Source organism: Proteus sp. TSJ240517, assembly GCF_047921575.1.
Classification (GTDB): domain Bacteria; phylum Pseudomonadota; class Gammaproteobacteria; order Enterobacterales; family Enterobacteriaceae; genus Proteus.
Genome location: NZ_JBLRMH010000001.1, coordinates 693054 through 718572, shown reverse-complemented (window position 1 = coordinate 718572; position 25519 = coordinate 693054). Strand labels below are relative to the sequence as shown.

Below are 25519 nucleotides of genomic sequence, written 5' to 3'. Positions count from 1 at the left end.
AGGTTGGTCATTTTCAACAGCAAAATTCCATAAAATAGCTATTTTTATGACTTAATGAAAATATTGAGATAAATTTAATATCAATAACATTAGGTTATAAAAAGAGATTAATTTCCAGCGGATAATAGAGTAACGAATAAGAAGAGTTAAATAAAAAAAAGAAAAAAACAGAGGTTGGTTTATAAAACGTTTAGGTTTAAGCGCTAACAACAGGAGTGTTGTCTGTTTTTTATACAGACAATCCTATGTTGAAAGAGTGCAAATTAAAGAATTGTTGCTTACACTCTCTCAACGTGAAGAAAGCATTTATTGAGATAATTTTTCTTGGCTAATAACAAGGAGTCGGTGAGTATGAGTATCACGATCCTTACCCCAGCAGAAAGCGTCCCACTTATTGTAGAAATCTTCAATACTGTTAATTAAGTGTAATGGTCTATCTTCTTCTGTTCCATCTGAGGCATAAATATAATGACCTTTACTAAAAGCCCATAAAATCATATCAATCCAAAAACCTTTACCATCAGAGGTTTGTTCTTCATCAGTAACAACGATATTATGAACTTTTAAAAGATTACAGAAAAAAGTACGAGGTAATTCTCTTATAGCATTACGATGTTTAGGTATACGGGAACGCCACACTTTTATTTGAGTGCATGTTGTTTTTCCATAAACTATGTCTTGTCGGAATCTAAGCTCAACAAGATAGGCTGTTTCACTTTCTTTGTCTGTAGTGACAAGCCTGTACTGATCTTTACGTAATGATTTAACTAAACGGTATCCTATTGGAATGTCAAAACCTTCCAAATCAACATCTTTTACACCTTGAGTGAGAAACTGAAGTGTATGTTCAATATTTTTAGCTGGTAGTTTCAACTTTTCATTAAAATCTGCATCAGGAATAAGATAAGGCATTGATTGTCCATTATTCTGTTGCGATGGTTCATTTTTCATTTAGCCCCTCCGCATTGTGTGATTGTCCAGAAATGCATTATAAATACCTCATCTAGCAGATAATATATCGATTGTCGTTAAAACGAACAAAATAATTTATTTTATTCTTATTATTTAAATATAGCTGAAATATATTCCTTAAATTGATGTGTCATGCAATAGAAGCCATCGGCTTAGTATTTATTATATACAACCTTAGCTGATTTATCTTACTGAATCACAAATCTCAACAATAGAGAATCTATAGATTGAGATGAGCTATCAAACTAGCTTCTTTATCTTGAGCATGCGATACTCCTTATCGCCTGAATTTACAGGCTTTGGCTCGGGGCGCCTTATGGCTGAGATGAACCCGTATAACCTGATCTGGATAATGCCAGCGTAGGGAAGTCAAGGTAACTCTGCTGATTAACAGAGCCCGACTTTTCTGTAACTGGTGAAAGGAGGAGTTAATCAGTGAGATTCAATGCATTGTCTATCGCAGGCACCGACCCTAGTGGTGGTGCAGGTATTCAGGCCGATCTGAAAACATTTTCCGCACTGGGTGTATATGGCACAACCGTAATGACGGCACTGGTTGCCCAAAATACCTGTGGTGTCCGTAGTGTCTATGATTTATCCCCTGATTTTGTTGCAGCTCAATTAGATGCTGTCTTGTCTGATGTTCGAATTGATAGTGCCAAAATTGGCATGCTCTCTAATGCCTCAATTATTGATGTGGTTTGCGACAAACTTCAGCAATATGCGATCCCTTTTGTTGTACTTGATACCGTGATGATTGCAAAAAGTGGTGATCCTCTATTACAGCCTGATGCGGTTAATAAAATGGTTACTCAGCTTTTGCCTCTGGTTGATTTGATCACGCCTAATTTACCTGAAGCGGCAGCACTGCTAGGTTGTGAAGTTGCTCAAGATGAAATAATGATGAAGCAACAAGGCTATGCATTGCTAAAACAGGGATGCCAAGCGGTGTTGATGAAAGGCGGGCATTTAACCGAAAATGAAAGCCCTGATTGGTTGTTTACTCAAGAAGGTGAGTGGCGATTTACCTCAAAACGCGTTAATACAAAAAATACGCATGGGACAGGATGTACACTTTCAGCCGCTTTGGCCGCTATTCGTCCTCAAGTTTCTAACTGGCAAATTTGTGTTGAACAAGCAAAAGCCTATTTACAACAAGCATTAGAACATGCCGACAGTTTGGAGGTTGGACAAGGTTTTGGTCCTGTACACCATTTTCATCGCTGGTGGTGATGTAAAAAAGCCCCTATAAAAGGGGCTTTAGCGTGTCGCAGAATTGTTTTTTTAAGCAATAGTGACAGATTTGTTTAGATAAACATCTTGTACTGCATTAATTAGCGCAACGCCATCTTTCATTGATTTTTTGAAGGCTTTACGACCTAAAATTAAACCCATACCACCCGCACGTTTATTGATAACCGCAGTGCGTACAGCATCTTCAAGGTCATTATTACCTGAAGCGCCACCAGAGTTAATTAACCCTGCACGACCCATATAGCAGTTTGCTAATTGATAACGAACTAAATCAATTGGGTTTTCAGTGGTGAGTTTGGTGTAAACACGCTCATCAGTATGACCAAAACCAATCGCTTTAAAGCCACCGTTATTTTCAGCCATTTTTTGTTTAACGATATCCGCACCAATTGTAGCGGCTAAATGGTTCGCTTGACCTGTTAAGTCTGCACTTGCATGGTAATCAACACCGTCTTTTTTAAATGCAGGGTTACGTAAATAGGCCCACAATACGGTGACCATACCTAATTCATGAGCACGTTCAAAGGCCATTGAAATCTCTTCAATTTGGCGACGGCTTTCTTGTGAACCAAAGTAAATGGTCGCACCCACTGCAACAGCACCCATTTCAAAGGCTTGTTCTACACTGGCATACAGTGTTTGGTCATATTGCGCTGGGTAGCTTAAGGTTTCATTGTGGTTTAACTTCACAAGGAAAGGAATTTTGTGTGCATAACGACGAGAAACAGAAGCAAGAACACCATAAGTAGAGGCAACACAGTTACAACCCGCTTCAATAGCCAACTCAACAATATTTTTTGGATCAAAATAGAGTGGGTTTGCGGCAAAAGAGGCCGCGGCAGAGTGCTCAACACCTTGGTCAACAGGTAGAATAGACAGATAGCCCGTTCCCGCTAAACGTCCGTGATTAAACAGGGTTTGCATTGAACGTAACACGCTATTAGGGCGATTGTTATCAATCATAACACGATCAACAAAGTCAGAACCTGGCAGGTAGAGATTTTCGCTTGGGATGGTTTGGCAACGATGTTCTAATAATGATTTTGCATCAGCACCTAACAAACTTACTATATCAGTCATTACATACTCCAGTTCATGATGAGATGAGAGTGATTGTCATTTATCTACACTAAGATAACAAGTCACATTGAGGCGGTAACCGGCAGTGGATCGCTTCAGGTAACACAATAAATTCAAATTTATTCCCTAAAAGCGGTTCTCCATCTAAATTAAATACCATTTCATGAGAAGCACTAATGTTTACCCAGCGACTGTCGCGCTCGATAATCTTGTCGTTTTTTTTACGATCAAACAGGCTATTCAAAAGAGAAGGGAGTAATTCGTGTGCTTCAACAATGGTGATATTGAGTTTATTGTCGTTAATTAATGCTTCGGGGCAGAGTTGTTGTCCTCCTCCTGCTTGACGACCATTACCAATACCTAAAATCAGTGATTCACCTTCCCAGTGAAAATTTTCAGCTTCAATTGTGCAATGATCCGCTTTTAAAGAGTCAATACTTAAAAGGCCATTAATAAAATAGGCAGCCCCACCTAATGCTGATTTTAAGGCTTCAGGGGTTTCTGTTGTGATTTTTGTTCCAAAGCCGCCTGATGCCATATTGATAAAATAGTGAGTCTTATTCACAGCGATAACATCAATTGGTACAGCGCGACCTTTAACGGCTAAATTAAGTGCATTTTCCATATCACGAGGGATTTGTGCGCTGGTCGCAAAATCATTTGCTGTGCCTAATGGAATAATACCTAGAGTGGGAGGAGATGAAGGTGAAAGATGAATTAATTCAGATGCAACACGATTAATTGTACCGTCACCACCAGCTGCAATAACAGTTTCAGCATTTATATCAATAGCTTCTTGTACAAAACGTTGCACATCACTCGATTCCCAAGTCACTCTCACTTGGAGATCAAAACCTTCATCACGTAATTGGTAAACGGCTTTTCTCAATGCGCAATTATTCGCGCTTTTTCCATTAATGATTAGCAAACTAATTTTACTCATTGATGAGTTCCTTTAATTGAATCACTCTTTTAAAGGTAATGGATATCGAGAAAATTACTATGTTTTTTACAAATGATAACGAAAAAAGAGTGTGTTTTATACAAAAGGGGGATTGATAAGAAGGGAACAAAAAGAAAAGGCAAATCCAAGGGAGATTGGATTTGCCAAGGAGGTGGTTCCTAGTCTTACTGTATTCATTCTAGTTCTTTATTTTTCGGAACTGATGATACGGTAAACAAATCATTATTGATGTGATCTGTATTTGAAATTGACCACTTTAAATCAGATTATGACGCTTTACTTCACTTCTACCGCATCAATTTTATGCGGTTGACGTGTTGTTGTACCTTGTAGGTTGCGGATCAGCAGTGCAAAATCTAAATCAACATCTTCAGGAACAGATAAATAAACCATGTGACCATTACCTGGTGCAACATCCGTTGGCTGCTGTTTTTTGTTAAACAGCGCTTCTAGCGTAAATTGAATATTTCCCGTTGGTGTCATTAATTCTAGGCTATCACCTAAAACAAATTTATTTTTAACATCAACTTCAGCTAAACCGTTTACGCGTTTACCTGTAAATTCACCGACAAATTGTTGAGTGTCAGAGACAGAATAACCATATTCATAAGTTTGGTACGCATCATGGGTATGACGACGTAAGAAACCTTCTGTATAACCGCGGTGTGCTAAGCCTTCTAATGTAGTTAGCAACGTTGGATCAAAAGGTTTACCTGCAACAGCATCATCAATTGCACGACGATACATTTGTGCAGTACGGGCACAGTAATAGAAGGATTTAGTACGACCTTCAATTTTCAGCGAATGTACACCCATTTGAGTTAATTGCTCAACGTGTTCAATCGCGCGTAAGTCTTTAGAGTTCATGATATAAGTACCGTGTTCATCTTCGAACGCAGTCATATATTCACCAGGGCGTTTTGCTTCTTCGATTAAGTAAACTTTGTCTGTTGGCGCGCCAACACCTAAAGTAGGCTCAACGTTTTTAACTGGGATTGGTGTGTATTTTTCAACGATATTACCAACCTCGTCTTCTTTGCCTTCTTCGACTTTATATTCCCAACGGCAAGCATTAGTACATGTACCTTGGTTCGGGTCACGCTTATTGATGTAACCAGATAACAGGCAACGGCCTGAGTAAGCCATACATAATGCACCGTGAACGAAAACTTCTAATTCCATATCAGGAACTTGCTTACGAATTTCAGCAATTTCATCAATAGAGAGTTCACGAGAAAGGATCACGCGAGTTAATCCCATTTGACGCCAAAATTTTACGGTTGCCCAGTTAACGGCATTGGCTTGCACTGAAAGGTGGATATCCATTTCAGGGAAGGCTTCTCGTACCATCATGATCAAACCCGGATCAGACATAATCAGCGCATCAGGGCCCATATCAATGACGGGTTTTAAGTCACGGATAAAGGTTTTTAATTTAGCATTATGAGGTGCGATATTAACCACAACATAGAAGCGCTTACCTAATTCGTGGGCTTCTTGAATACCTTTAGCAAGGTTTTCGTGGTTAAACTCATTATTACGCACACGTAAGCTATAACGTGGCTGACCTGCATAAACGGCGTCTGCGCCATAAGCAAATGCATAGCGCATATTTTTTAATGAGCCAGCAGGAGAGAGCAATTCGGGTGTAAACATGGTTAATTTCCTGGTTCTGATTTCAAGTCAGTCCCCCCACACATTGGGTAGGGGTATATCATAAAGGGGTGGATTCTAGCGCTTAAGTGTAGCGAGGTTCAATGTATTCCTGAAAAAATATCATCGAAAACGGTAAGCTTGGGTTTCCCAACGATAGCCTTGACCATAAATTGAGCGAATAAATTCAATTTGATCGTTAAGTTGCTCAAGTTTACGTCGTAAGTTTTTAATATGACTATCAATGGTTCTATCCGTCACAATGCGGTAATCATCATAAAGATGATCCATAAGCTGATCTCGCGTTAATATCTTGCCTGGTTGTGTGGCTAAGGCCTTTAATAGGCGAAATTCAGCGGTGGTTAAATCGAGAATTTTATTATTGTATTGGATTTGATAAGCCTGTTCATCAATCACAACTAACTTATCGCTCTGAACAATATCTTGAGGACGATAAAAACGACGCAATAACGTTTTGACTCTGGCGACCACTTCTCTTGGGCTATATGGTTTGCAAATATAATCATCAGCACCAATTTCAAGACCTAATAATCTATCGACTTCTTCTGTTTTGGCAGTGACCATAATAATGGGAATGTCGGAGAATTGGCGCAACTCTTTACAAATTGTGATGCCATCTTTTACAGGTAACATAAGATCTAACAAAACTAAATCATAGTGCTGCTGTTTTACACAATGGCTGACTTCCGCGCCATCGGCTAACCAATGTGTTTGATAACCTGATGCTTGCAGATAATCAATGAGCAATTGTGCAAGTTTGGGTTCATCTTCAACAATTAGGATTGAATAGGGTGATTCAGTCGTTGTCATTTATCAGCTCAATAATTATTAGCGCAAATGATAAGGCTTAATTATCATCAGAATATGCAGGTAATTCTATAAGGATTTTCATGCCACCTAAAGAGGAAGGCATGGCACTTATCTTACCATTATGAGCTTCAATAATATTTTCGCAAATCGCAAGTCCTAATCCAGATCCACCACTTGCTCGATTTCGTGAACTTTCAGCACGATAAAAACGCTGAAAAACCGCTTTATATTGCGATTCATCAAGCCCTGGTGCGCTATCTTCTAATGAAATTAGCACACTATTATGGCCTTTCTTGGTACTGATATGTAATTGACCTCCAGAATAGGTATAACGAACGCTATTTTCTAACAGATTGTGAAAAAGCTGGATAAGCCTATCTGGATCGGCTTGTACAATCAGCGACGATAAATCATCTAACTCGGTGAATAGGGCAATATCTTTGGTTTGGTAAGTGTGACGATAAGAGGCTACCGCTAATAAAATTACTTCATTAATATCAACAAAGTCTTTGCGATAGGTTAAAGAGCCTCTATCTGATAATGAAAGCTGGTGGAGATCATTGACGAGTTTAGTCAGATTCGTCACTTCAAATAACAGAGAATTTAAGGTTTCGGCTGTAGGTTTTCTCACACCATCTTGTAATGCTTCAAGCTCACCTTTTAAGATAGCCAGTGGTGTTCGCAATTCATGAGAGATGTCGGCCATATAATCACGGCGAATTTGCTCATTTTTTTCTAATGTACTGGCAAGTTGGTTAAAATCAGTGGCGAGTTGGCTGATTTCATCTTTACTAGTAGGATGAACCCGAACAGAGAAATCGCCAGCAGCCAGTTTATGGGTTGCTTCAACCAAACGCTTAACAGGGCGTATCATGCTGCGAGAAAGAACCAATGTGATTAGCAGTGCAAACAGAACAGTTGCACCTGCAATAATCCAACTGGTACGCAGTTGTTGCTTATCAAAACTGATATCGGCTTCACTACTGATTTTATCTGCGGCACTGACAATCACCCATCCAACAATTTCATCGTGAAAGGTAATAGGCTTTTTAAATGTCTCTGCGGGAAATTGATTGTCATGTCCAAATAAGCGCTTCATGTCTTTATCTACAATCCAAAACTGTGTACGCCAACCGCGAGGCGGAGGGCCATCACCACTTTGGCTTATCTGATCAATGGTTCTTAATATTTGATAGACAGAATGTTCATCTTTGTATAAAAAATGCCAATCACCAGCTAATTCATATTGTTCAGTTAAGGCTTCTGCAATATGAGTTGCTCGCTGTTCACTGTTTTTCTTGATATAGCCAATAAAGCCTTGTTGAAAGCTACTACGAATACCAATATGCATAGCAAAGACAACCACCATGCACGTTGCGAAAATCACCAGAAACAGCTTGCTTCTCAATTTCATGCATTTGCCTCTTTTTTGCTGATACGTCGTTGTTGCCAACGTTCACGCAATCCATCAAAAAATAGATAAATAACAGGGGTGGTATAGAGCGTTAATAGCTGGCTCATTAATAAGCCACCGACGATGGTAATACCCAAAGGTTGTCTTAATTCTGCACCATCACCACTGCCTAACATTAACGGCAAAGCACCAAATAACGCCGCAAGTGTCGTCATAATAATAGGACGAAAACGCAATAAGCTGGCTTGAATAATCGCCTCTTTGGCAGACAATTTACCTTCACGCTGTGCGGTAATTGCAAAATCCACCATAATAATGGCGTTTTTCTTCACAATACCAATAAGCAACATAATGCCAATAAGTGCAATCAGACTAAAAGGTGTATTAAAAAGCTGTAATGCTAACAACGCACCTACGCCCGCAGACGGCAGGGTAGATAAAATGGTTAGCGGATGAATATAGCTTTCATACAGCACACCTAACACTAAATACACCGTGACTATTGCTGCCAAGATAAGAATAAGCTGTGACTTTATGGTTTCTTGGAAAACCTGTGCAGTGCCCGCAAATGTGCCTCTTACCGTATTGGGTACACCCAATTCAGTCATTGTGCGTTCAATAGAATTAATGGCATCAGCTAACGTATAGCCTTCAGGTATATTAAAAGCAATAGTTGACGCTGCGGATAATCCTTGGTGATTCACACTTAATGGTGCGTTAGCAGGATACCAACTGGCGAATGCGGATAATGGAATACGTTCACCTTGTGAATTGACCACATACATTTTATCTAATGCAGAGACATCTTGGGTATATTGTTCAGACACTTCCATCACCACTTTATACTGATTTAATGGCGCATAAATGGTGGAGATCTGGCGTTGACCAAAGGCATTGTTAAGTAGATTATTCACATCACTGACATTAATACCTAATTGCGACATCGTATCGCGATCATAAGTCAGAGCCATTTCAGCGCCTTTGTCTTCTTTATCTGAGTTAACATCCACAAGCTCAGGTAATTCGCCTAAGGCTTTACGTACAATAGGCTCCCATTTACGCAACTCGCTTAAATCATCTGCTAATAATGTAAATTGATAACTGGCATTGGCTTGACGCCCACCCGCTCTTACATCCTGTACGGGCATTAAAAAGAGGTTAGCTCCGGGTTCATTCGCTAATTTTGTGCGTAAACGATTAATGACTTGATTCGCACTGTCAGTTCTTTCTGACAACGGATTGAGGGAGATAAACATAAACCCACTGTTAATGCGACCGCCACCAGTAAAACCAGTCACGCTATCCACGTCTTTATCCGCATTAATTTCCTGCATAAAGCGAGCCATTTTTTCTTTCATCGACTGGAATGAAATACTCTGATCCGCTCGCACAAATCCCATTAATCGACCTGTATCTTGATCGGGGAAAAAGGTTTTGGGCGCGCTAATATATAAATAAACATTTAAGCCCAAGGTTGCGAGAAAAATCGTCATAACCCAGCGTTTATGGCGCAATGCAGTTTGTAATGTGACGCTGTAACCTTGTTGGGCGCGGAAAAGTAACTTACCAAAACCTCGTAAATGCGACTGTGCTTTCGGTTTTATTCCTTTTAATAAATGTGCGCACATCATGGGGGTTAGCGTTAACGAAACAAACAAAGAGATAGCGATTGCTGTCGTTAACGTAATGGCAAATTCTTTAAATAATCGCCCAACAAGACCATCCATTAACAGTAATGGAATAAAAACGGCAACAAGAGAAATGCTCATCGAAAGTACGGTAAAACCCACTTCACCGACACCTTTTAGTGCGGCTTGTTTAGGCTTTAAACCATTTTCGATATGACGAGAGATGTTTTCAAGTACGACAATCGCATCATCAACCACAAAGCCTGTAGCAACCGTTAATGCCATTAATGAAAGGTTGTTTAAGCTAAAGCCACAGAGATACATCGCTGAAAAAGTACCAATTAATGAAACGGGTACAGCAACAGCAGGGATCAGAGTGGCGCGACCTGAGCGTAAAAATAAGAACACCACTAAAATGACTAACGCCACCGCAATGGCTAACGCACGTTCAACTTCAGCTAGGGATGCGCGAATAGTCGGTGTTCTATCTTGTGCAACTTTTAAATCAACACTGGCAGGAATAAGCTCACGCAATTCAGGAAGTTCATCACGAATACGATTAACGGTTTCAATAATATTTGCACCTGCTTCACGGCGAATAACCAACAAGATAGCAGGCTCACCGCCACTCATACCCGCAGCGCGTGCGTTTTGTACGGAATCAGTCACTTGTGCCACATCACTTAGACGCACAACCGCATCTTGATTGTAATGCACAATAATTGGGCGATATTCAGCGGCTTTGCTTAGTTCATCATTGGTTTGAATTTGCCAACGATTATCATCATTATTCACAAAGCCTTGAGGTCGTCGCACATTAGCTTGGTTTATGGCTTTTCTGACATCATCTAGGCTTACGTTTTGATTGAACAATGCATCAGGATTAAGGGCGACACGAACCGCAGGTAGTGAACCGCCACCGACAGAAACTTCACTGACGCCTTCAATTTGTGAGATTTTTTGTGCCAATCGTGTTGATGCTAAATCGTAAAGCTCACCCGTGTTTTGTGTGTCAGAGGTGAGCGTTAAAATCGTAATCGGTGCATCAGAAGGATTCGATTTATAATAACGTGGGCGGCTTGGCATCCCTGAAGGTAGCAAGCTTTGTGATGCATTTAATGCCGCCTGTACATCTCGTGCCGCCGTATTGATATCTTTATTTAAATCGAAAACCAGTGTGATATTGGTACTACCTAGCGAACTGCTTGATGTCATCTCATCAATCCCCGCAATACGCCCTAAAGAGCGCTCAAGCGGCGTAGCAACAGAGGATGCCATCGTTTCAGGAGATGCCCCAGGCAATGAGGCATTGATATTAATAACGGGGTAATCCACCTGTGGCAAAGGCGCCACAGGAAGTAACATAAAGCCCAATACACCGCAAAGTGAAATTGCTAAACTGAGCAACGTGGTTGCTACAGGTCGTTGAATAAAGAGGGCGAAGAACTTCATGATACAGCCCCGTTATTATTTTCAACGTGTTTATTGCGGTTGATATAGAGCGATAATTTATCAAATAACAGATAAATTACCGGTGTCGTAAATAGGGTTAAGATCTGGCTCATAATTAAGCCTCCAACCATACAAACCCCTAATGGTTGACGTAATTCTGCCCCTACACCTGTACTCAACATTAAAGGTAAAGCACCTAAAAGCGCCGCCATTGTGGTCATTAAGATTGGGCGGAAACGTAATAAACACGCTTGATAAATAGCTTCGTAAGGCGTTAAACCTTGTTCTCGTTCAGCGGCAAGGGCAAAGTCTATCATCATGATCGCATTTTTCTTTACGATCCCGATAAGCAAGATGATCCCAATAATCGCAATAATATCAAGCTCATTGCCTGCTGCAATTAAAGCAAGTAATGCCCCAACACCCGCTGTTGGCAGTGTAGATAAAATAGTAATAGGGTGAATAAAACTCTCATATAGCACGCCTAATACAATATACATTGCTACAATTGCTGCGATAATCAGCCACAAAGTACTCGAAAGCGCGCTTTCAAATGCCAGTGTCGCCCCTTGGAATTGGGTGGTAATATCTTTTGGCATAGAAATCTGCTCTTCAGCCAATTTCACTGCATTCACCGCTTCTTCAAGAGAGGATTGTTCAGCGACATTAAATGAGAATGTTGCTGAAGGAAATTGTTCTTGATGATTAATAGAGAGCGGTGCCAAGCGTTGCTCTACGGATGCAATAGATAATAAAGGTACCATCGCACCATCTTTACCCGTTAAATGCACGGCTGAAAGTGCCTGTAATCCATCTCCGTTGCGAATATTTTGTTCTAATACCACGCGATACTGATTTGCTTGAGTGTAGATAGTGGAAATTAAACGCTGACCAAACGCATTATAAAGTGCATTATCAATATCACTCATTGAAATACCTAAACGGCTTGCTGAGTCTCTATCCACTTTGATATACGCCATCATGCCGTTATCTTGCCAATCACTGCTAATATCAGTCAATTCAGGGCTATCTTTTAATGCTTGAGAGAGTTTGGGTACCCAAGAGGCCAATTTATCTAATGATGTTGCTTGTAGCGTAAATTGATACTGAGTACGAGAAACTTGCGTATCAATCGTTAAATCTTGAGTTGGTTGTAGATAGAGAGTCATTCCTGAAATAGAAGCAATACGCTCTTGTAAACGAGGAATAATCACATCTATCCGATCTTCACGCTGATCAAGAGGCTTCAACGTAATTTGTAAACGACCGGTGTTTAAGGTTGCGTTGCTTCCATCAATACCCACGAAACTAGCAATATTATCAATAGCAGGATCATCAATTAATTTATCAACGACCTGTTGCTGTTTTTCTACCATTGCTTGGTAAGAAATAGATTGTGAGGTTTCAATGGTGCCTTGCAATAGCCCGTTATCTTGTAATGGGAAGAAGCCTTTAGGAATAAACATATATAGCAATACGGTTAGTACTAATGTGCTAAGTGCTACGCCAAGCATTATCCATTGATGGTTTAAAACACGTTTGAGCCAAACTGCATACACTGCAATCATTTTTTCAAAGAAACGCTCGCACGCCATTTCAAAACGGTTGTGTTTGATTTCATTTTCAGGTTTTAGCAATCGAGCACACATCATTGGCGTTAATGTGAGCGAAACCACCGCAGAGATTAGAATGGCAACAGCAAGGGTGATTGCAAACTCTCTAAATAGACGACCAACAATATCTCCCATAAATAATAGGGGGATCAGTACGGCAATCAGAGAGAAAGTGAGTGAAATAATGGTAAAGGCAATCTCGCCAGCTCCTTTTAAAGCGGCTGTTAACGGTTTATCACCACGTTCGAGATAACGGGAAATATTTTCAATCACAACAATGGCATCATCGACAACAAAGCCTGTGGCAATGGTTAATGCCATTAAAGTGAGGTTGTTGACAGAGAATCCACAAAAATACATCACCGCAAACGTACCTACTAATGAAAGCGGTACGGCAATACTTGGGATTAAGGTTGCGACACCATTACGTAAAAAGAGATAAATGACCATTACCACAAGGGCGATAGCTAAACCAAGTTCAAACTGCACATCTTTAACTGAAGCGCGGATCGTTGTCGTTCTGTCTGTTAAGATCTCAACATTAACGGATTTTGGTAAATTAGAGACTAAATCCGGCAATAAATTACGAATATTATCAGTGGTATCAATAACGTTGACACCAGGTTGTCGTTGAACATTAATAATAATCGCTTGCTCATTATTCGCCCATGCTCCTAATTGATTGTTTTCAGGTGCTTGTTCAATAGTGGCAATATCAGATAAACGGATTGGTGCGTCATTTTTATAGGTAACGATTAATTGGCGGTAATCTTCTAATGATTTCATCTGATCATTAGCAGATAACGTCACAGAGCGAGTTGGCCCATCAAGGCTCCCTTTCGCTGAGTTAACGTTCGCATTATTGATTGCTACACGAATTTTTTCGCTATCTAAACCGTAAGATGCTGCGGCTTGTGCATTGAGTTTGACTCTAACAGCGGGGCGCTGACCACCCGCTAGTGCCACCAAACCCACGCCATTAACTTGTGAGATTTTTTGCGAAATACGGGTTTCAACCATATCTTGCAACTGTGTCATTGGTAATGTTGAGCTAGTAACCGCCAAGGTTAAAATAGGCGGATCAGCCGGATTGACTTTGCTGTAAATCGGAGGATAAGGTAAATCGGATGGTAGCAGATTAGTCGCTGCATTTATCGCAGCTTGTACCTCTTGCTCTGCAACATCTAATGGTAATGTGAGTTGAAACATCAGTGTGATCACTGATGCACCACCAGAGCTTTGTGACGACATCTGTTTTAATCCAGACATCTGCCCAAATTGACGCTCTAATGGCGCGGTAACCGCGGATGTCATTACATCAGGGCTTGCACCAGGATAGAGTGTAACAACTTGAATTGTTGGGTAATCGACTTCTGGCAAGGCAGACACTGGCAACATACGATAGCCAACAATACCCGCTAACAGTATGGCAACCATAAATAAAGTTGTTGCAACAGGGCGCAGAATAAATAAGCGAGAAGGACCGCCACCTGTACCGTGTGTTTTTTCTGTCATTACGCTTTCTCCGCGACAACACGGTCATTTTCTTTATTTTTTGGTGCTGTTGGTGTCACGATATCGACTTTTGCACCTTGTGTTAATCTATCCACACCATCGGTTACAACACGTTGATTTGCTGATAAACCCGAAGCGATAACCACTTTTTCTGCATTTTGTAATGCAACTTCAACACGTAATTTGCTCACTTTATCTTCGCTATCAACAACCCAGACAAAGTGACCTTCATTCCCCATTTGCAATGCTGCATTAGGAATAACCACTGCCTTTTCTAACGTGGTGACGTAAAGGCGTACATTCACGAATTGATTAGGGAATAGTGTATTTTCTTGTTGAGGGAAACGGGCTTTTAACTTTATGGTGCCTGTCGCTGCATCAATTTGATTATCAACACTAAATAGTGTGCCTTGTGCTAATTCAAATTGATTATTTCTATCTAACGCCGTAACAGGCAAATCTGCATTGTTTTTACGTGCTTGAATAACATTCGCTAAATCTTGTTCTGGCAAAGTAAAAAGCACATCAACAGGGTCCATTTGATTGATAACAACGATAGGCGTGGATGAACCGCCAGAAATATAGTTTCCTACATCAACTTGCTTTAAACCCACTCGGCCTGAAATAGGTGCCGTGATTTTGCTGTAGGTTAATTGCAGTTGTGCATTGCTGATAGTGGCTTCATCAATACGAATACTGGCTTCAGATTGTTTTACTAAAGCTTGCTGGTTATCTAACTCTTGTTGTGAGACTAAGTTAGTTTTCGCTAATTTCTGATAACGCACTAAATCAAGGCGTGCATTTGCTAATGTGGCTTGATCTTTTGCTAGCTGTCCTTTGGCTTGGGCTAATTGTACTTCAAAAGGGCGCGAGTCAATTTCAGCTAAGAGATCGCCTTTTTGAACTTGTTGGCCTTCGGTGAAATGTAGCGCCATTAATTGACCTTCAACACGGCTAGTGACGGTCACGCTGTTAGTGGCTTTTACTGTACCTAAAGCAGATAAAAATTGAGGGACATCTTCTTGTGTTGATGTTGCAACTTGAACAGGCGATAAAGGAGGACGACGAGATCCAGATGTACCTCTACTCTGGGTGTTTGTTGCTTGAGTCCCTTTATTTTCGGGCGACGCTGTTTTTGCTGCATTAAATTGCCAATAGGCGTAACCACCTGCGATTACGACGATTAAAGCGATAATGAGAGAAACTCTTTTTTTAGCATTTTTGTTTTTATTCATTACTTTTGTGATCCCACTGGCAACTAGCTAATCAGAAATACTGAAATGAAAATCTGGAATGGTGACATTCTACCTGTTTCTTCACAGTTAAAAATGGAGGAAATATGGAAATTAAGTCAAGGAATGTGTTTTGTTGGCGTTATTTTAATCAGTTAAAACAAATTGCTACTGGCATTATTTTACCGTTGTTATTCAATAAGAACTAATTTAGCAAAATATAGGTAAACAGTAGCGTAGCTTAATTGTTTATATAGGGATAATTAAGTGAAAAATAAATTATTGATTATCAGTGAGTTATTTTGTTTGATGTTTTTTTAATCGCATAACTATTTTGTACAAATGCCTGTAACTATGATAAAACGCAATAGTTAGTTATAATTCTTAGATAATTATGCTTTCCAGTGATAGAATGCCAACCTTGTTTTTCTCTGCGTTGAACTCTTTTCAAAGAATAACAATCCAGTATGAAATTCACCGAGCTTTAACTCTGTCTTAAATAACGAAATTTTTGTAAAAAATTAGCCTAAATATAAAGGCGTAATAGAATAATTAGAGGTTTTTAGTGTCAACTGCAAACACACCTGACGATGGACAAAAACCGAGCCTGAATGCATTTAAACAGCCTCGCGCGTTTTATCTTATCTTCTCAATCGAGTTATGGGAACGTTTCGGCTATTACGGTCTTCAAGGGATCATGGCCGTTTACTTGGTTAAAATGCTGGGCATGGGTGAAGCGGAAGCTATCACTGTTTTTGCTGCATTTACCGCGTTGGTCTATGGTTTTGTTGCTATCGGTGGATGGCTTGGGGATAAAGTCCTTGGTACTAAAAGGGTTATTATTCTTGGTGCAATCGTACTGGCAATTGGTTATGCAATGGTGGCATTCTCTGATCACGATAAAGACGTGATTTATTGGGGACTTGCAACGATTGCAGTAGGTAATGGTTTATTTAAAGCTAACCCATCTTCATTATTAGCAACTTGCTATGAGAAAGACGATCCGCAATTAGACGGTGCATTTACCATGTACTACATGTCTATCAATGTGGGTTCTTTCTTCTCCATGTTAGCGACACCGTGGTTGGCGGCTAATTATGGCTGGGATGTTGCATTTGCACTGAGTGTTGTGGGTATGCTGATCACACTAGCAAACTTTGTTGTTTGTCGTGGTTGGATAAAAGATAAAGGTTCTAGACCTGACTTTGAACCGCTTAACTATTCAAAATTATTATTAACGCTGGTGGGTATTGTTGCACTGGTCGCTGTATCCACTTGGTTGCTACATAATAATGAAGTGGCAAGTTGGTCTTTAGCAATCATCTCATTAGGTATCATCCTGATTTTTGCGCGTGAAACGTTCATGATGAAGGGCGCTGCTCGCCGTAAGATGATTGTTGCATTCTTGCTGATGGTTGAAGCGGTTGTATTCTTCGTTCTTTACGATCAAATGCCAACTTCTTTAAACTTCTTCGCGATCCATAACGTTGAGCACTCAATCTTAGGTTTCAGCGTTGAACCTGAACAATTCCAATCACTTAATCCATTCTGGATCATGTTAGCAAGCCCGCTACTAGCGGCTGTATATAACTTTATGGGTGATAAACTACCTATGCCATATAAATTCACTGTGGGTATGTTCTTGAGTGCGACCGCATTCTTAGTTCTGCCATTAGGTGCTAGCATGGCAAATGAAGCAGGTATTGTGTCTTCATGGTGGTTGGTCGCAAGTTATGGTTTCCAAAGTATTGGTGAGCTGATGATTTCTGGCCTAGGTCTTGCGATGGTTGCTCAACTTGTACCACAGCGTTTAATGGGCTTTATTATGGGCGCTTGGTTCTTAACTTCGGCAGCCGCTGCAATTATTGCAGGTAAAGTTGCGAGTTTAATGGCAGTACCAGAAGACGTACAAAGTGCTCATGCTTCATTAGAAATTTATAGCAGTGTCTTCTTACAAATTGGTATTGTAACAGGTGTTATCGCAGTTCTAATGCTGATCACCGCACCGATGCTAAGTAAAATGACACAGTAATTTGTGCCATTAAAAATAAAATTCAGAAAAACTGCAAATCACAAAAAAATACCGCCCTGATTAAGGGCGGTATTGTATAAGGGGACTGGTAGAACGATTTTGTGATATTGATAAAGGCCTAACTGATCACTTTATCAATCTGCAATGCAACATCTTTTTCTCTTGTGGTGGGTTTTACAGCCGTCCAACCTTTATAAGCTAAAGGTAAGAAAGCGACTGCAATAGCTAATAATGATACGCCTGCAACATAATATGCACCTGCCATTGCAGTTTTTTCTAACCATATTCCTGTTAACATCGGCGTTAATCCACCGAATAAGGCATAAGCCATATTGTAAGCAAAAGACAAACCAGAAAAACGAATTGATGGTGGAAATGCTCTTGTGCTAACGATAGGTGTAGTTGCAATCGCCCCGACAAAAAAGCCCATCAAACCATAGTTAAACGCTAACTGAAAACCTGACATTGCTGCATCTAAACTGCCATAGAAATGGAATGCAGTAACAATCAAACCACCCCATGATAATGTCATTGACGCGCGTGTTCCTAATTTGTCACTAATCCAACCCCAGAATATGCAACCTAAGGTTAAGGTTAATGTTGCAACGCAGTTCGCTTCTAATGATGTCGTTCTATCAATTTTGTAGATCCCTTCAACAATGACACCGGGGGTCATCAAAATGGTGACAACAATAGCTGTTGATAAAGACCATGTTAATGCAGCAGTAATTAAGCACGCTTGCTTGTGATTTTTAATAACTGAAACCACAGGCATTTCTTGTGCTAAGGCTTTTTTTGCAGCCATCTCTTTAAAGATAGGTGTTTCTTGTAAGAAGCGACGTAAGTAGACAGAAATCAAACCGAATACGCCACCTAAAATAAACGGTATACGCCATGCAAAGTCATTTACTTCTTGGCTGGTATAGCTACGTTGAACGATAATTGCCACGATTGAACCTAATAAAATACCGCCTGTAATGCCTGAGGTTAATGTTCCTACACCTAAGCCATAACGTTGTTTTGGCGTGTGCTCTGCGATAAACACCCAAGCACCTGGCATTTCACCACCAATGGCCGCACCTTGCATAATGCGCATTAACAACAACAATAATGGTGCAGCAACACCAATACTGGCATAAGTTGGTAATAAACCAATAACTAATGTTGGTACAGCCATTAAGAAGATACTTAAGGTAAACATGCGTTTACGTCCAATAATATCTCCGTAGTGTGCCATAATAATGCCACCCAAAGGGCGGGCAAGGTAACCAGCAGCAAAAATACCTAATGTCTGCATTTGTGCAATAAAGGCGTTATCACCGGGAAAGAACAAGTGGCTCAATGTTTTCGTAAAGAATACGAAGATCACGAAATCATAGAACTCCAACGTTCCCCCTAGCGAGGATAAACCCAACGTTTTATAGTCGTTGCGGTTCAATGGTCTTGCCGTAGGTTGACTCAACGGCTGAGTGGAGTGTGATTGTGATGTCATAATTACAACCTATAATAATCATCGTGATAAAAAAATAATGCGTAATAAGATCACAAGTAAATTCTTTGAAAATTAACGAATAAAATAGGGTGAAAATAAATAACATCGAATGGTTATTTATAGGCTATTTATGCGAGAAAGAATAATGTTGTGATGATGGTTTAAGTTATAACAGGAAGTTCTTAATAATGTAAATAGATGAAATTAAAACAACGAAATGAACTTTGTTATTATTATTTCTTGTGTTTTTATGCGGTTTAATTGTAGATACTTAATATTAAACTCTTATTTTATTTTCTTTATTGATATATTGTAAAAATATTAAAATGCTTATTAATAAGTGAAATTTCGATATTATCAAATAAAATAGATATTATATTGAATATATTTATTACGATTTAAATTATAAATTGAATAATAAATTCAGTCATAATTTAATTTATTATTTTTCGTTAATAAAGTAATTATTAGATAATTAAGAAAGTTATTCTCATCAATAATGAAAGATATGATCTGATAGAAAATAGATTACTAGAATATTCTGCTATATGTTAAAAATATTTTTGATAAACTTAAATTTCAAAAATTTCAATGAAATTGAAATTCAATACCAATAAATCTTGGGTGTATAATCATATTTTTGTGTTTTTATGCATTGTGTGATTTTTTTGAATTTTATTGTCGAATTAGAAATAAAAACAAAAATAAGCGTCAAAAAAGTGATTGTTGGTTATAATTACATCAGTAAGTCAAATTGAACTGTCGGAGGATTTATGGTCTCTATTTCAATGAGTGCTGTTCTCTTAGCTGCAATTGTTTTGTTCGCATCACTTTCTATCGTTGCATTAGGTGGTGGCTTAGTACTAAAAGCCATGCTTAATGACGCCAATCAAAATGGCAGTTATCTATTAAGTGCCTCTGTTAAAAAGACTTTTATTACTTCATTGGTTATTGCATTGTTGCTTGTCTATTATTACCTATCAACAACGGCTTAATATTTGTTTGATTGATATAAAAAACGCCACTGCATTTTATTATCAGTGGCGTTAGTGTAATGAGAAAATGTCTTAAACTAAGAAGATAGTTGCTAAACCTAAGAAGATAAAGAAACCACCTGTATCCGTAATAGCGGTTATCATAACGCTTGAACCAATGGCAGGATCTTTACCGAATTTTATCATCGTCATTGGTATTAATACGCCCATAATGGCAGCCATTAACAGGTTGAGCACCATTGCCATTGTCATCACGGCACCCATTGCAAGGTCACCATAGAGAAGGAAGGTGACAATTCCCATGATCCCTCCCCACACAATACCATTGATAAAGGCAACACCAAGTTCTCTTAAAATTAAGAAAGAAAAGCTTCCAGTTTGAATTTGGTGTAGAGCTAATGCACGGACAATCATTGTGATAGTCTGATTACCTGTATTTCCCCCAATACCAGCAACAATTGGCATCAGTGTTGCTAAAGCGACTAATTGGGAAATGGTGTGTTCAAACACACCAATAACACGAGAGGCAACGAAAGCAGTACATAAGTTGATAGCAAGCCAAGTCCAACGTGTTTTAACCGCTTGTCCGACTGGTGCAAAGACGTCTTCTTCTGGGCTCAAACCACCCATACGACGAAGATTGGTATCGCTCTCTTCATGCATGTTATCAACGATATCTTCAACAGTTAATCGCCCCATTAGAAGACCATTACTATCAACAACAGCCGCAGAAATTAAGTCGTAACGTTCGAACGCACCCGCCGCGTCTTCGCCTTTTTCTTCTGGCATAAAGCTCACGGTGTCTGTTTTCATTACATCAGAGACAAGCTTATCAGGAGATTGCGTTAAAACAGTGGTTAATGGAAGCTCGCCCAACAGATGATTTTTATTATCAATAACGAAAATTTTATCCGTTGCTTCAGGAATAGAACCCCGTTGGCGTAGATAGCGCTGTACCGTTTTTAACGTAACATTACCTCGCACAGTGACGAACTCAAAATCCATCATCTGGCCGACGCTGTCTTTTGGATATTGAAGAACTTCTCTTATTCTATTACGCAGACTTGGTTCTAAATAGGTAAGAAGTCGACGCATCGTATCGCGAGGTAAGTGCTCTGCGATGTACGCTTGCTCATCCACATGTAATGTGGCGACCGATCGTAATAATTCACGGTCAGTCATATCTTTAATTAAGCTGTCCCAAACGGCGACAGAAGCTTCGACTAAAACAGCACCACGTTCATTATTATCAACCAAATGCCACAATGCGAGACGTTCGTCATAGGGAAGGGCTTCAAGAATATCTGCAATATCTGCCGCGTGTAGATCTTGTAGTAATTCTCTAACAGTGGTGATTTTTTCATGAAGTTCATGGTGGCTCAGCCTATCATTTTCACTTGCTTCACCTAAAACGGTTTCAACAAAATGATCATCTTCGAGAAAGATGCTCAAAATTTGCTGACGCAGGTGTGCCACTTTTTGTGAATACGGATTGATGGCAGCCGCAGTATCATTGTTGATAGCTGGTTGAGACATGTTATTCCTTTTTAATTCTTACGAGGGAGATAACCATTGACACTAATTATTCCATTTTAGGATGATTATCGGTCTTCTCCGTATAAAAAATATGAATCTTGAACAATATTGCGTTGGTGATGTTCATATTATCGTCACAAATCAAACCTATGTTGTTATGTGATAGTTGTTGTATGATAGATGCAACAAAAGACGCATTGACTAGCGTCTTTTTCTGTATAATATCATATTGTTAAGCAGATTCCTCTTTTATATCCAGTTTCCACCCCGGAACTGACTGCCAATGTTCTTGTTCTTTTTCTAAATCCAATTCCATCAATGTGTTATCAGAAAGATAATTTGCAGGAAAATAAAGCGTCCAATGATTTTCATCTGTAACTAAACGCAAAGATGCAGGTTTTGTCGTCGATTGTCGCTGATTATTAAGTAAAGTTGCTAATCTTAGTATTTGTACGAGTGGAAAATACTGTTTCTTTTTATAAAGATTAAATTTAGGTAACTCATCTAACTTGATCCCCTTTCGGTGATAGCGAACGAGAGTTGTTAATAACAGTTGTTGCTCTTGATTAAAGCCAGGTAAATCAGTATTTGAAAGAATATAAGCAGAATGGCGATGTAATCCACTTAAATTAATACTTAATCCCACTTCATGTAACATAACAGCCCAAACTAAAATAGCCTCTAAATCAGGGCGAACTAGCTTAGGATTTTGCTGTGCCCACTGAGCGTAAAGAGATTGCATAGTTTCAAGAACACGTTTTGCTTGTTCTCTATCGATATTATAGTGTTCTGCAAGGCTTTTAGCTGTGCGCTGGCGGATATCTTGATGGCGAAATCTGCCTTCCATTTCATAAAGCACACCTTCACGTAATGCACCGTCAGATAGGTGTAGAGCTTTTAATCCTAATGAATCAAAAATACCGCATAAAATCGCCAAACCTGGCACAAAAACATGTTTACGTTCATCGGATAAACCTGGAAGGGCGATATCTTTAAATTTCTTAAATCGTAAAACTTGTTTAGTGAGCATAAGTAGGCGTTCTGGAGTAATAACACCGTCTTTTTCACCAAACTCAACTAAGATCTCATGAGCCGCTTTAATTGTTCCTGATGCCCCTAAAGCCACATCCCAGCCAGTCATTTTGTATTGCCATGCAATTTTTTCCATTTTACGCGCTGCCTTTTCTCGCGCTTTGCGAAAAGCAGATTCGCTAATTTTTTGTTCTGGGAAAAATTGACGGCTAAAACTAACACAACCCATGCGTTGGCTTTCGATTAAAATTGGCTCAAAATTTTCACCAATAACCAATTCTGTTGAGCCACCACCGATATCGATAACGAGCTTTCGACCTTTTTCAGATTGAGTGTGCTCAACTCCCATAAAAATAAGTCGAGCTTCTTCATGCCCTGAAATAATTTCAATAGGATAAGGAATAACTTCTTTGGCTCGTTGAAGAAAGACTTTCGCATTAGTGGCGACACGCAAAGTGTGTGTTCCCACGACGGTGACATTTTCTGCGGGAAAACCCTGTAACCTTTCAGCAAAAAGGGAAAGGGCGGAGAGCCCACGTAACATAGCCTCTTCGCTTAATTCGTTATCATCATCAAGTCCATCAGCAAGATAAACTCGCTGTTTTAAACGACTTAAGACTTGTAATGCGCCATTAACAACACGCGCAATTATCATATGAAAACTATTAGAACCGAGGTCAATAGCCGCAATTTCTAAAGGACGTGGTGAAGAGTCATCTTGTGATAAAGGCATAAAATTACGCTCGTGAACCGGGTTGTTCTAACAATTTAATATACTCATAGACAGCAAGCTGGGAACGGATCTTACGTTTATTTCCACGAGGAACATAGCTATTTGTTAAATCTTTATCGATATAACGTGCTTTTACGGTGTCATTAAATTGAATATCCAGTATATCAAGAACGCGCTGTTTAAGTTGAGGATCAAGCAAAGCTACTGCAACTTCAATGCGATAATCAAGATTTCGCGTCATCCAATCGGCAGAGGAGAGAAAGATTTTTTCATCCCCTTTATTGGTGAAAACATAAACACGATCATGCTCTAAAAAGCGGTCAACAATACTGGTTACTTGAATGTTTTCACTAAATCCCGGCTGATTAGGCACTAAAGAACACATTCCTCGAACTAACAGTCGTACTTTTACGCCTGCTTCTGAAGCGTCATAAAGGCGATTAACTAATTCTTCATCAACTAAATTATTCACTTTTAATGTAATACCCGCAGGATGCCCTGCTTGTGCACTGTGAATTTCATTGGTGATTAATTGATTTAAAAGGGTGCGCGAGTTTTGTGGCGAAACCATTAAATGCTCAAAGGTGACAGGGCGATAAGGGTTTTCAATAAAGCTAAAAACGCGACGTACTTCATTGGTAATTTCAGTGTTAGCCGTTAATAGTGAATAGTCAGTATAAAGACGCGCTGTTTTTTCGTTAAAGTTCCCCGTACCGATATGAGCATAGCGAATGATTTCACCATTTTCTAAACGTGAAATGATAAATAACTTCGCGTGAATTTTTAAACCCGGTGCAGAGAAAATAACGTGAACGCCCGCTTCAGTCAGGCGTTTTGCCCAGTGGATATTCGCTGCTTCATCAAAACGTGCTTGTAACTCAACAACTACCGTGACACGTTTGCCGTTATGCGCAGCGTGGATCATCGAATCAATAATTCGAGAGTCTTTAGCAACACGGTAAATATTGATTTTGATTGAGATAACACTTGGGTCAAAAGAGGCTTGGCGCAACAATTCCAACACATGCTCAAAGGTATGATAAGGATAATAGAGCAAAACATCACGCTCACGTATCGCATCAAAGCCATTACGGAAGTTATCAAACCAAATATGGCGTAAACGTGGAATAGGCTTATTTAATAGAAATTTACTACCCTCATTTGGGAAGTTAATAAAATCTTTAAAATTATGATAACGACCACCAGCAATGACGGAGTCATTATTCGATAAACCTAATTTACTGCGCAGCAACGCCACCATTTCATCAGGCATATCACGTTGATAAACAAAACGGACAGGCTCTGCGGTAAGGCGTTGTTTTAATGTTGATGACATCATTTCAAGTAAACTTGATTCCATTTCTGTTGCAAGATCGTATTCTGCATCTCGCGTCATTTTCATGGAATAAGCACTTAATGAGTCATAATCAAAGAAGCCTTTAAACACCTCATCAAGACAGTAGCGTAAAATATTATCCAATAAAATCATGGATTTTTTCTTACTACGCCCTTGGTCTGTCGGCAGAATAACAAAACGAGGTACTTTATCTGACGGAATTTCTAACAGGGCATAATGAATAATTTGCCCTTGCACAATTTCAACCGCTAAATAGGTGTAGTCATCTTTAAGAAACTCAACCAAGTCTGTTTCAGGATTAATTAAAATAGGCGTGATGTGTTTTCTTAAATTTTGACGAAAATATTGGCGTAACCAGATTTGTTGATTAGGCGAGATTTGGCGTTCATTAATTAAAAAGATTTGGTTTCGCGCCATTTCAAGTAACAAATCATTATATAAAGCATCAAACTCTTGGTCGGCTTTAGCTACTTTTGATTGAATTTTCTTTATAAGATGACGAGCATGGCTTGATGCAGAGCGTGAGCCACGTTCTTCATTAATCAAAATACGGCGTTTTACATCGGCAAAACGAACCTTGTAAAACTCATCAAGATTATTTGAATAGATCCCCAGAAACCTGACTCTTTCAATTAACGGGTTTCTTTTATCAGCCGCTTCTTGTAATACACGTTCATTAAACGCAAGCCAACTGATCTCTTTATCAATATAGAGTCGTTCCTGGGACATCTGAA

At 39.4% G+C, this 25519-nt stretch carries 16 protein-coding genes and 1 riboswitch; of the genes, 3 read left to right on the top strand and 13 right to left on the bottom strand.

Annotated features, from left to right (window positions below):
• Positions 1 to 306: 306 nt before the first annotated feature.
• Positions 307 to 951 (bottom strand): hypothetical protein, encoded by a 645-nt coding sequence (locus tag ACNARN_RS03390; RefSeq protein WP_196573928.1) that lies wholly within the window; start codon positions 949 to 951, stop codon positions 307 to 309.
• Positions 952 to 1267: 316 nt separating this feature from the next.
• Positions 1268 to 1356, top strand: a riboswitch (TPP riboswitch).
• Between the two features lie 51 nt (positions 1357 to 1407).
• Between ACNARN_RS03390 and thiD the strand changes: the two genes are divergently transcribed.
• Complete coding sequence (gene thiD / locus ACNARN_RS03385; protein WP_198630529.1) at positions 1408 to 2205, top strand: bifunctional hydroxymethylpyrimidine kinase/phosphomethylpyrimidine kinase; 798 nt, start codon at positions 1408 to 1410, stop codon at positions 2203 to 2205.
• A 51-nt stretch (positions 2206 to 2256) separates the two neighbouring features.
• On the opposite strand, the gene fbaB is transcribed toward thiD, so the two are convergent.
• The 8 genes from fbaB to ACNARN_RS03345 form a co-directional block, all read right to left on the bottom strand.
• Entirely contained in the window at positions 2257 to 3306 is a 1050-nt protein-coding gene (gene fbaB / locus ACNARN_RS03380) for a class I fructose-bisphosphate aldolase (RefSeq protein ID WP_006533078.1), read from the bottom strand.
• A gap of 49 nt (positions 3307 to 3355) precedes the next feature.
• On the bottom strand, positions 3356 to 4249 hold the full coding sequence (yegS, locus tag ACNARN_RS03375; protein ID WP_416304152.1) for a lipid kinase YegS: 894 nt from the start codon (positions 4247 to 4249) through the stop codon (positions 3356 to 3358).
• A 297-nt stretch (positions 4250 to 4546) separates the two neighbouring features.
• A complete protein-coding gene (gene yegQ / locus ACNARN_RS03370) occupies positions 4547 to 5926 on the bottom strand; it encodes a tRNA 5-hydroxyuridine modification protein YegQ (RefSeq protein ID WP_109374219.1) in 1380 nt (459 codons plus the stop codon).
• A gap of 120 nt (positions 5927 to 6046) precedes the next feature.
• Complete coding sequence (baeR, locus tag ACNARN_RS03365) at positions 6047 to 6754, bottom strand: two-component system response regulator BaeR (RefSeq protein WP_198621022.1); 708 nt, start codon at positions 6752 to 6754, stop codon at positions 6047 to 6049.
• A gap of 37 nt (positions 6755 to 6791) precedes the next feature.
• Complete coding sequence (gene baeS, locus ACNARN_RS03360; protein WP_198621023.1) at positions 6792 to 8168, bottom strand: two-component system sensor histidine kinase BaeS; 1377 nt, start codon at positions 8166 to 8168, stop codon at positions 6792 to 6794.
• Positions 8165 to 11248 carry a multidrug efflux RND transporter permease subunit MdtC gene (gene mdtC, locus ACNARN_RS03355; protein ID WP_416304151.1) on the bottom strand — a complete coding sequence of 1028 codons (3084 nt, stop codon included), beginning with the start codon at positions 11246 to 11248 and terminating at the stop codon, positions 8165 to 8167. The genes baeS and mdtC overlap by 4 nt, the downstream gene beginning before the upstream one ends.
• Positions 11245 to 14376, bottom strand: a complete 3132-nt coding sequence (locus ACNARN_RS03350; RefSeq protein ID WP_416304150.1) for an MdtB/MuxB family multidrug efflux RND transporter permease subunit — start codon at positions 14374 to 14376, stop codon at positions 11245 to 11247. The genes mdtC and ACNARN_RS03350 overlap by 4 nt, the downstream gene beginning before the upstream one ends.
• On the bottom strand, positions 14376 to 15611 hold the full coding sequence (locus tag ACNARN_RS03345; protein WP_416304149.1) for an MdtA/MuxA family multidrug efflux RND transporter periplasmic adaptor subunit: 1236 nt from the start codon (positions 15609 to 15611) through the stop codon (positions 14376 to 14378). Before ACNARN_RS03345 ends, ACNARN_RS03350 begins: the two co-directional genes overlap by 1 nt.
• A gap of 562 nt (positions 15612 to 16173) precedes the next feature.
• On the opposite strand from ACNARN_RS03345, the gene dtpA reads away from it, so the two are divergent.
• Entirely contained in the window at positions 16174 to 17640 is a 1467-nt protein-coding gene (dtpA, locus tag ACNARN_RS03340; RefSeq protein WP_109374225.1) for a dipeptide/tripeptide permease DtpA, read from the top strand.
• A gap of 118 nt (positions 17641 to 17758) precedes the next feature.
• Here dtpA and ACNARN_RS03335 read toward each other — a convergent pair whose 3' ends face one another.
• On the bottom strand, positions 17759 to 19132 hold the full coding sequence (locus ACNARN_RS03335) for an MFS transporter (protein ID WP_109373667.1): 1374 nt from the start codon (positions 19130 to 19132) through the stop codon (positions 17759 to 17761).
• 773 nt (positions 19133 to 19905) lie between these two features.
• On the opposite strand from ACNARN_RS03335, the gene ACNARN_RS03330 reads away from it, so the two are divergent.
• Positions 19906 to 20127 (top strand): hypothetical protein, encoded by a 222-nt coding sequence (locus ACNARN_RS03330; protein WP_416304148.1) that lies wholly within the window; start codon positions 19906 to 19908, stop codon positions 20125 to 20127.
• Positions 20128 to 20199: 72 nt separating this feature from the next.
• Here ACNARN_RS03330 and mgtE read toward each other — a convergent pair whose 3' ends face one another.
• The 3 genes from mgtE to ppk1 all read right to left on the bottom strand — a co-directional run bounded on the left by mgtE (position 20200) and on the right by ppk1 (position 25514).
• The gene (mgtE, locus tag ACNARN_RS03325) at positions 20200 to 21663 is read right to left on the bottom strand and encodes a magnesium transporter (protein ID WP_109373665.1); all 1464 of its coding nucleotides are present in this window, start codon (positions 21661 to 21663) and stop codon (positions 20200 to 20202) included.
• A 232-nt stretch (positions 21664 to 21895) separates the two neighbouring features.
• On the bottom strand, positions 21896 to 23428 hold the full coding sequence (gene ppx / locus ACNARN_RS03320) for an exopolyphosphatase (RefSeq protein WP_196532479.1): 1533 nt from the start codon (positions 23426 to 23428) through the stop codon (positions 21896 to 21898).
• 4 nt (positions 23429 to 23432) lie between these two features.
• Positions 23433 to 25514 carry a polyphosphate kinase 1 gene (gene ppk1, locus ACNARN_RS03315; protein ID WP_196532480.1) on the bottom strand — a complete coding sequence of 694 codons (2082 nt, stop codon included), beginning with the start codon at positions 25512 to 25514 and terminating at the stop codon, positions 23433 to 23435.
• Between the last annotated feature and the right edge of the window lie 5 nt (positions 25515 to 25519).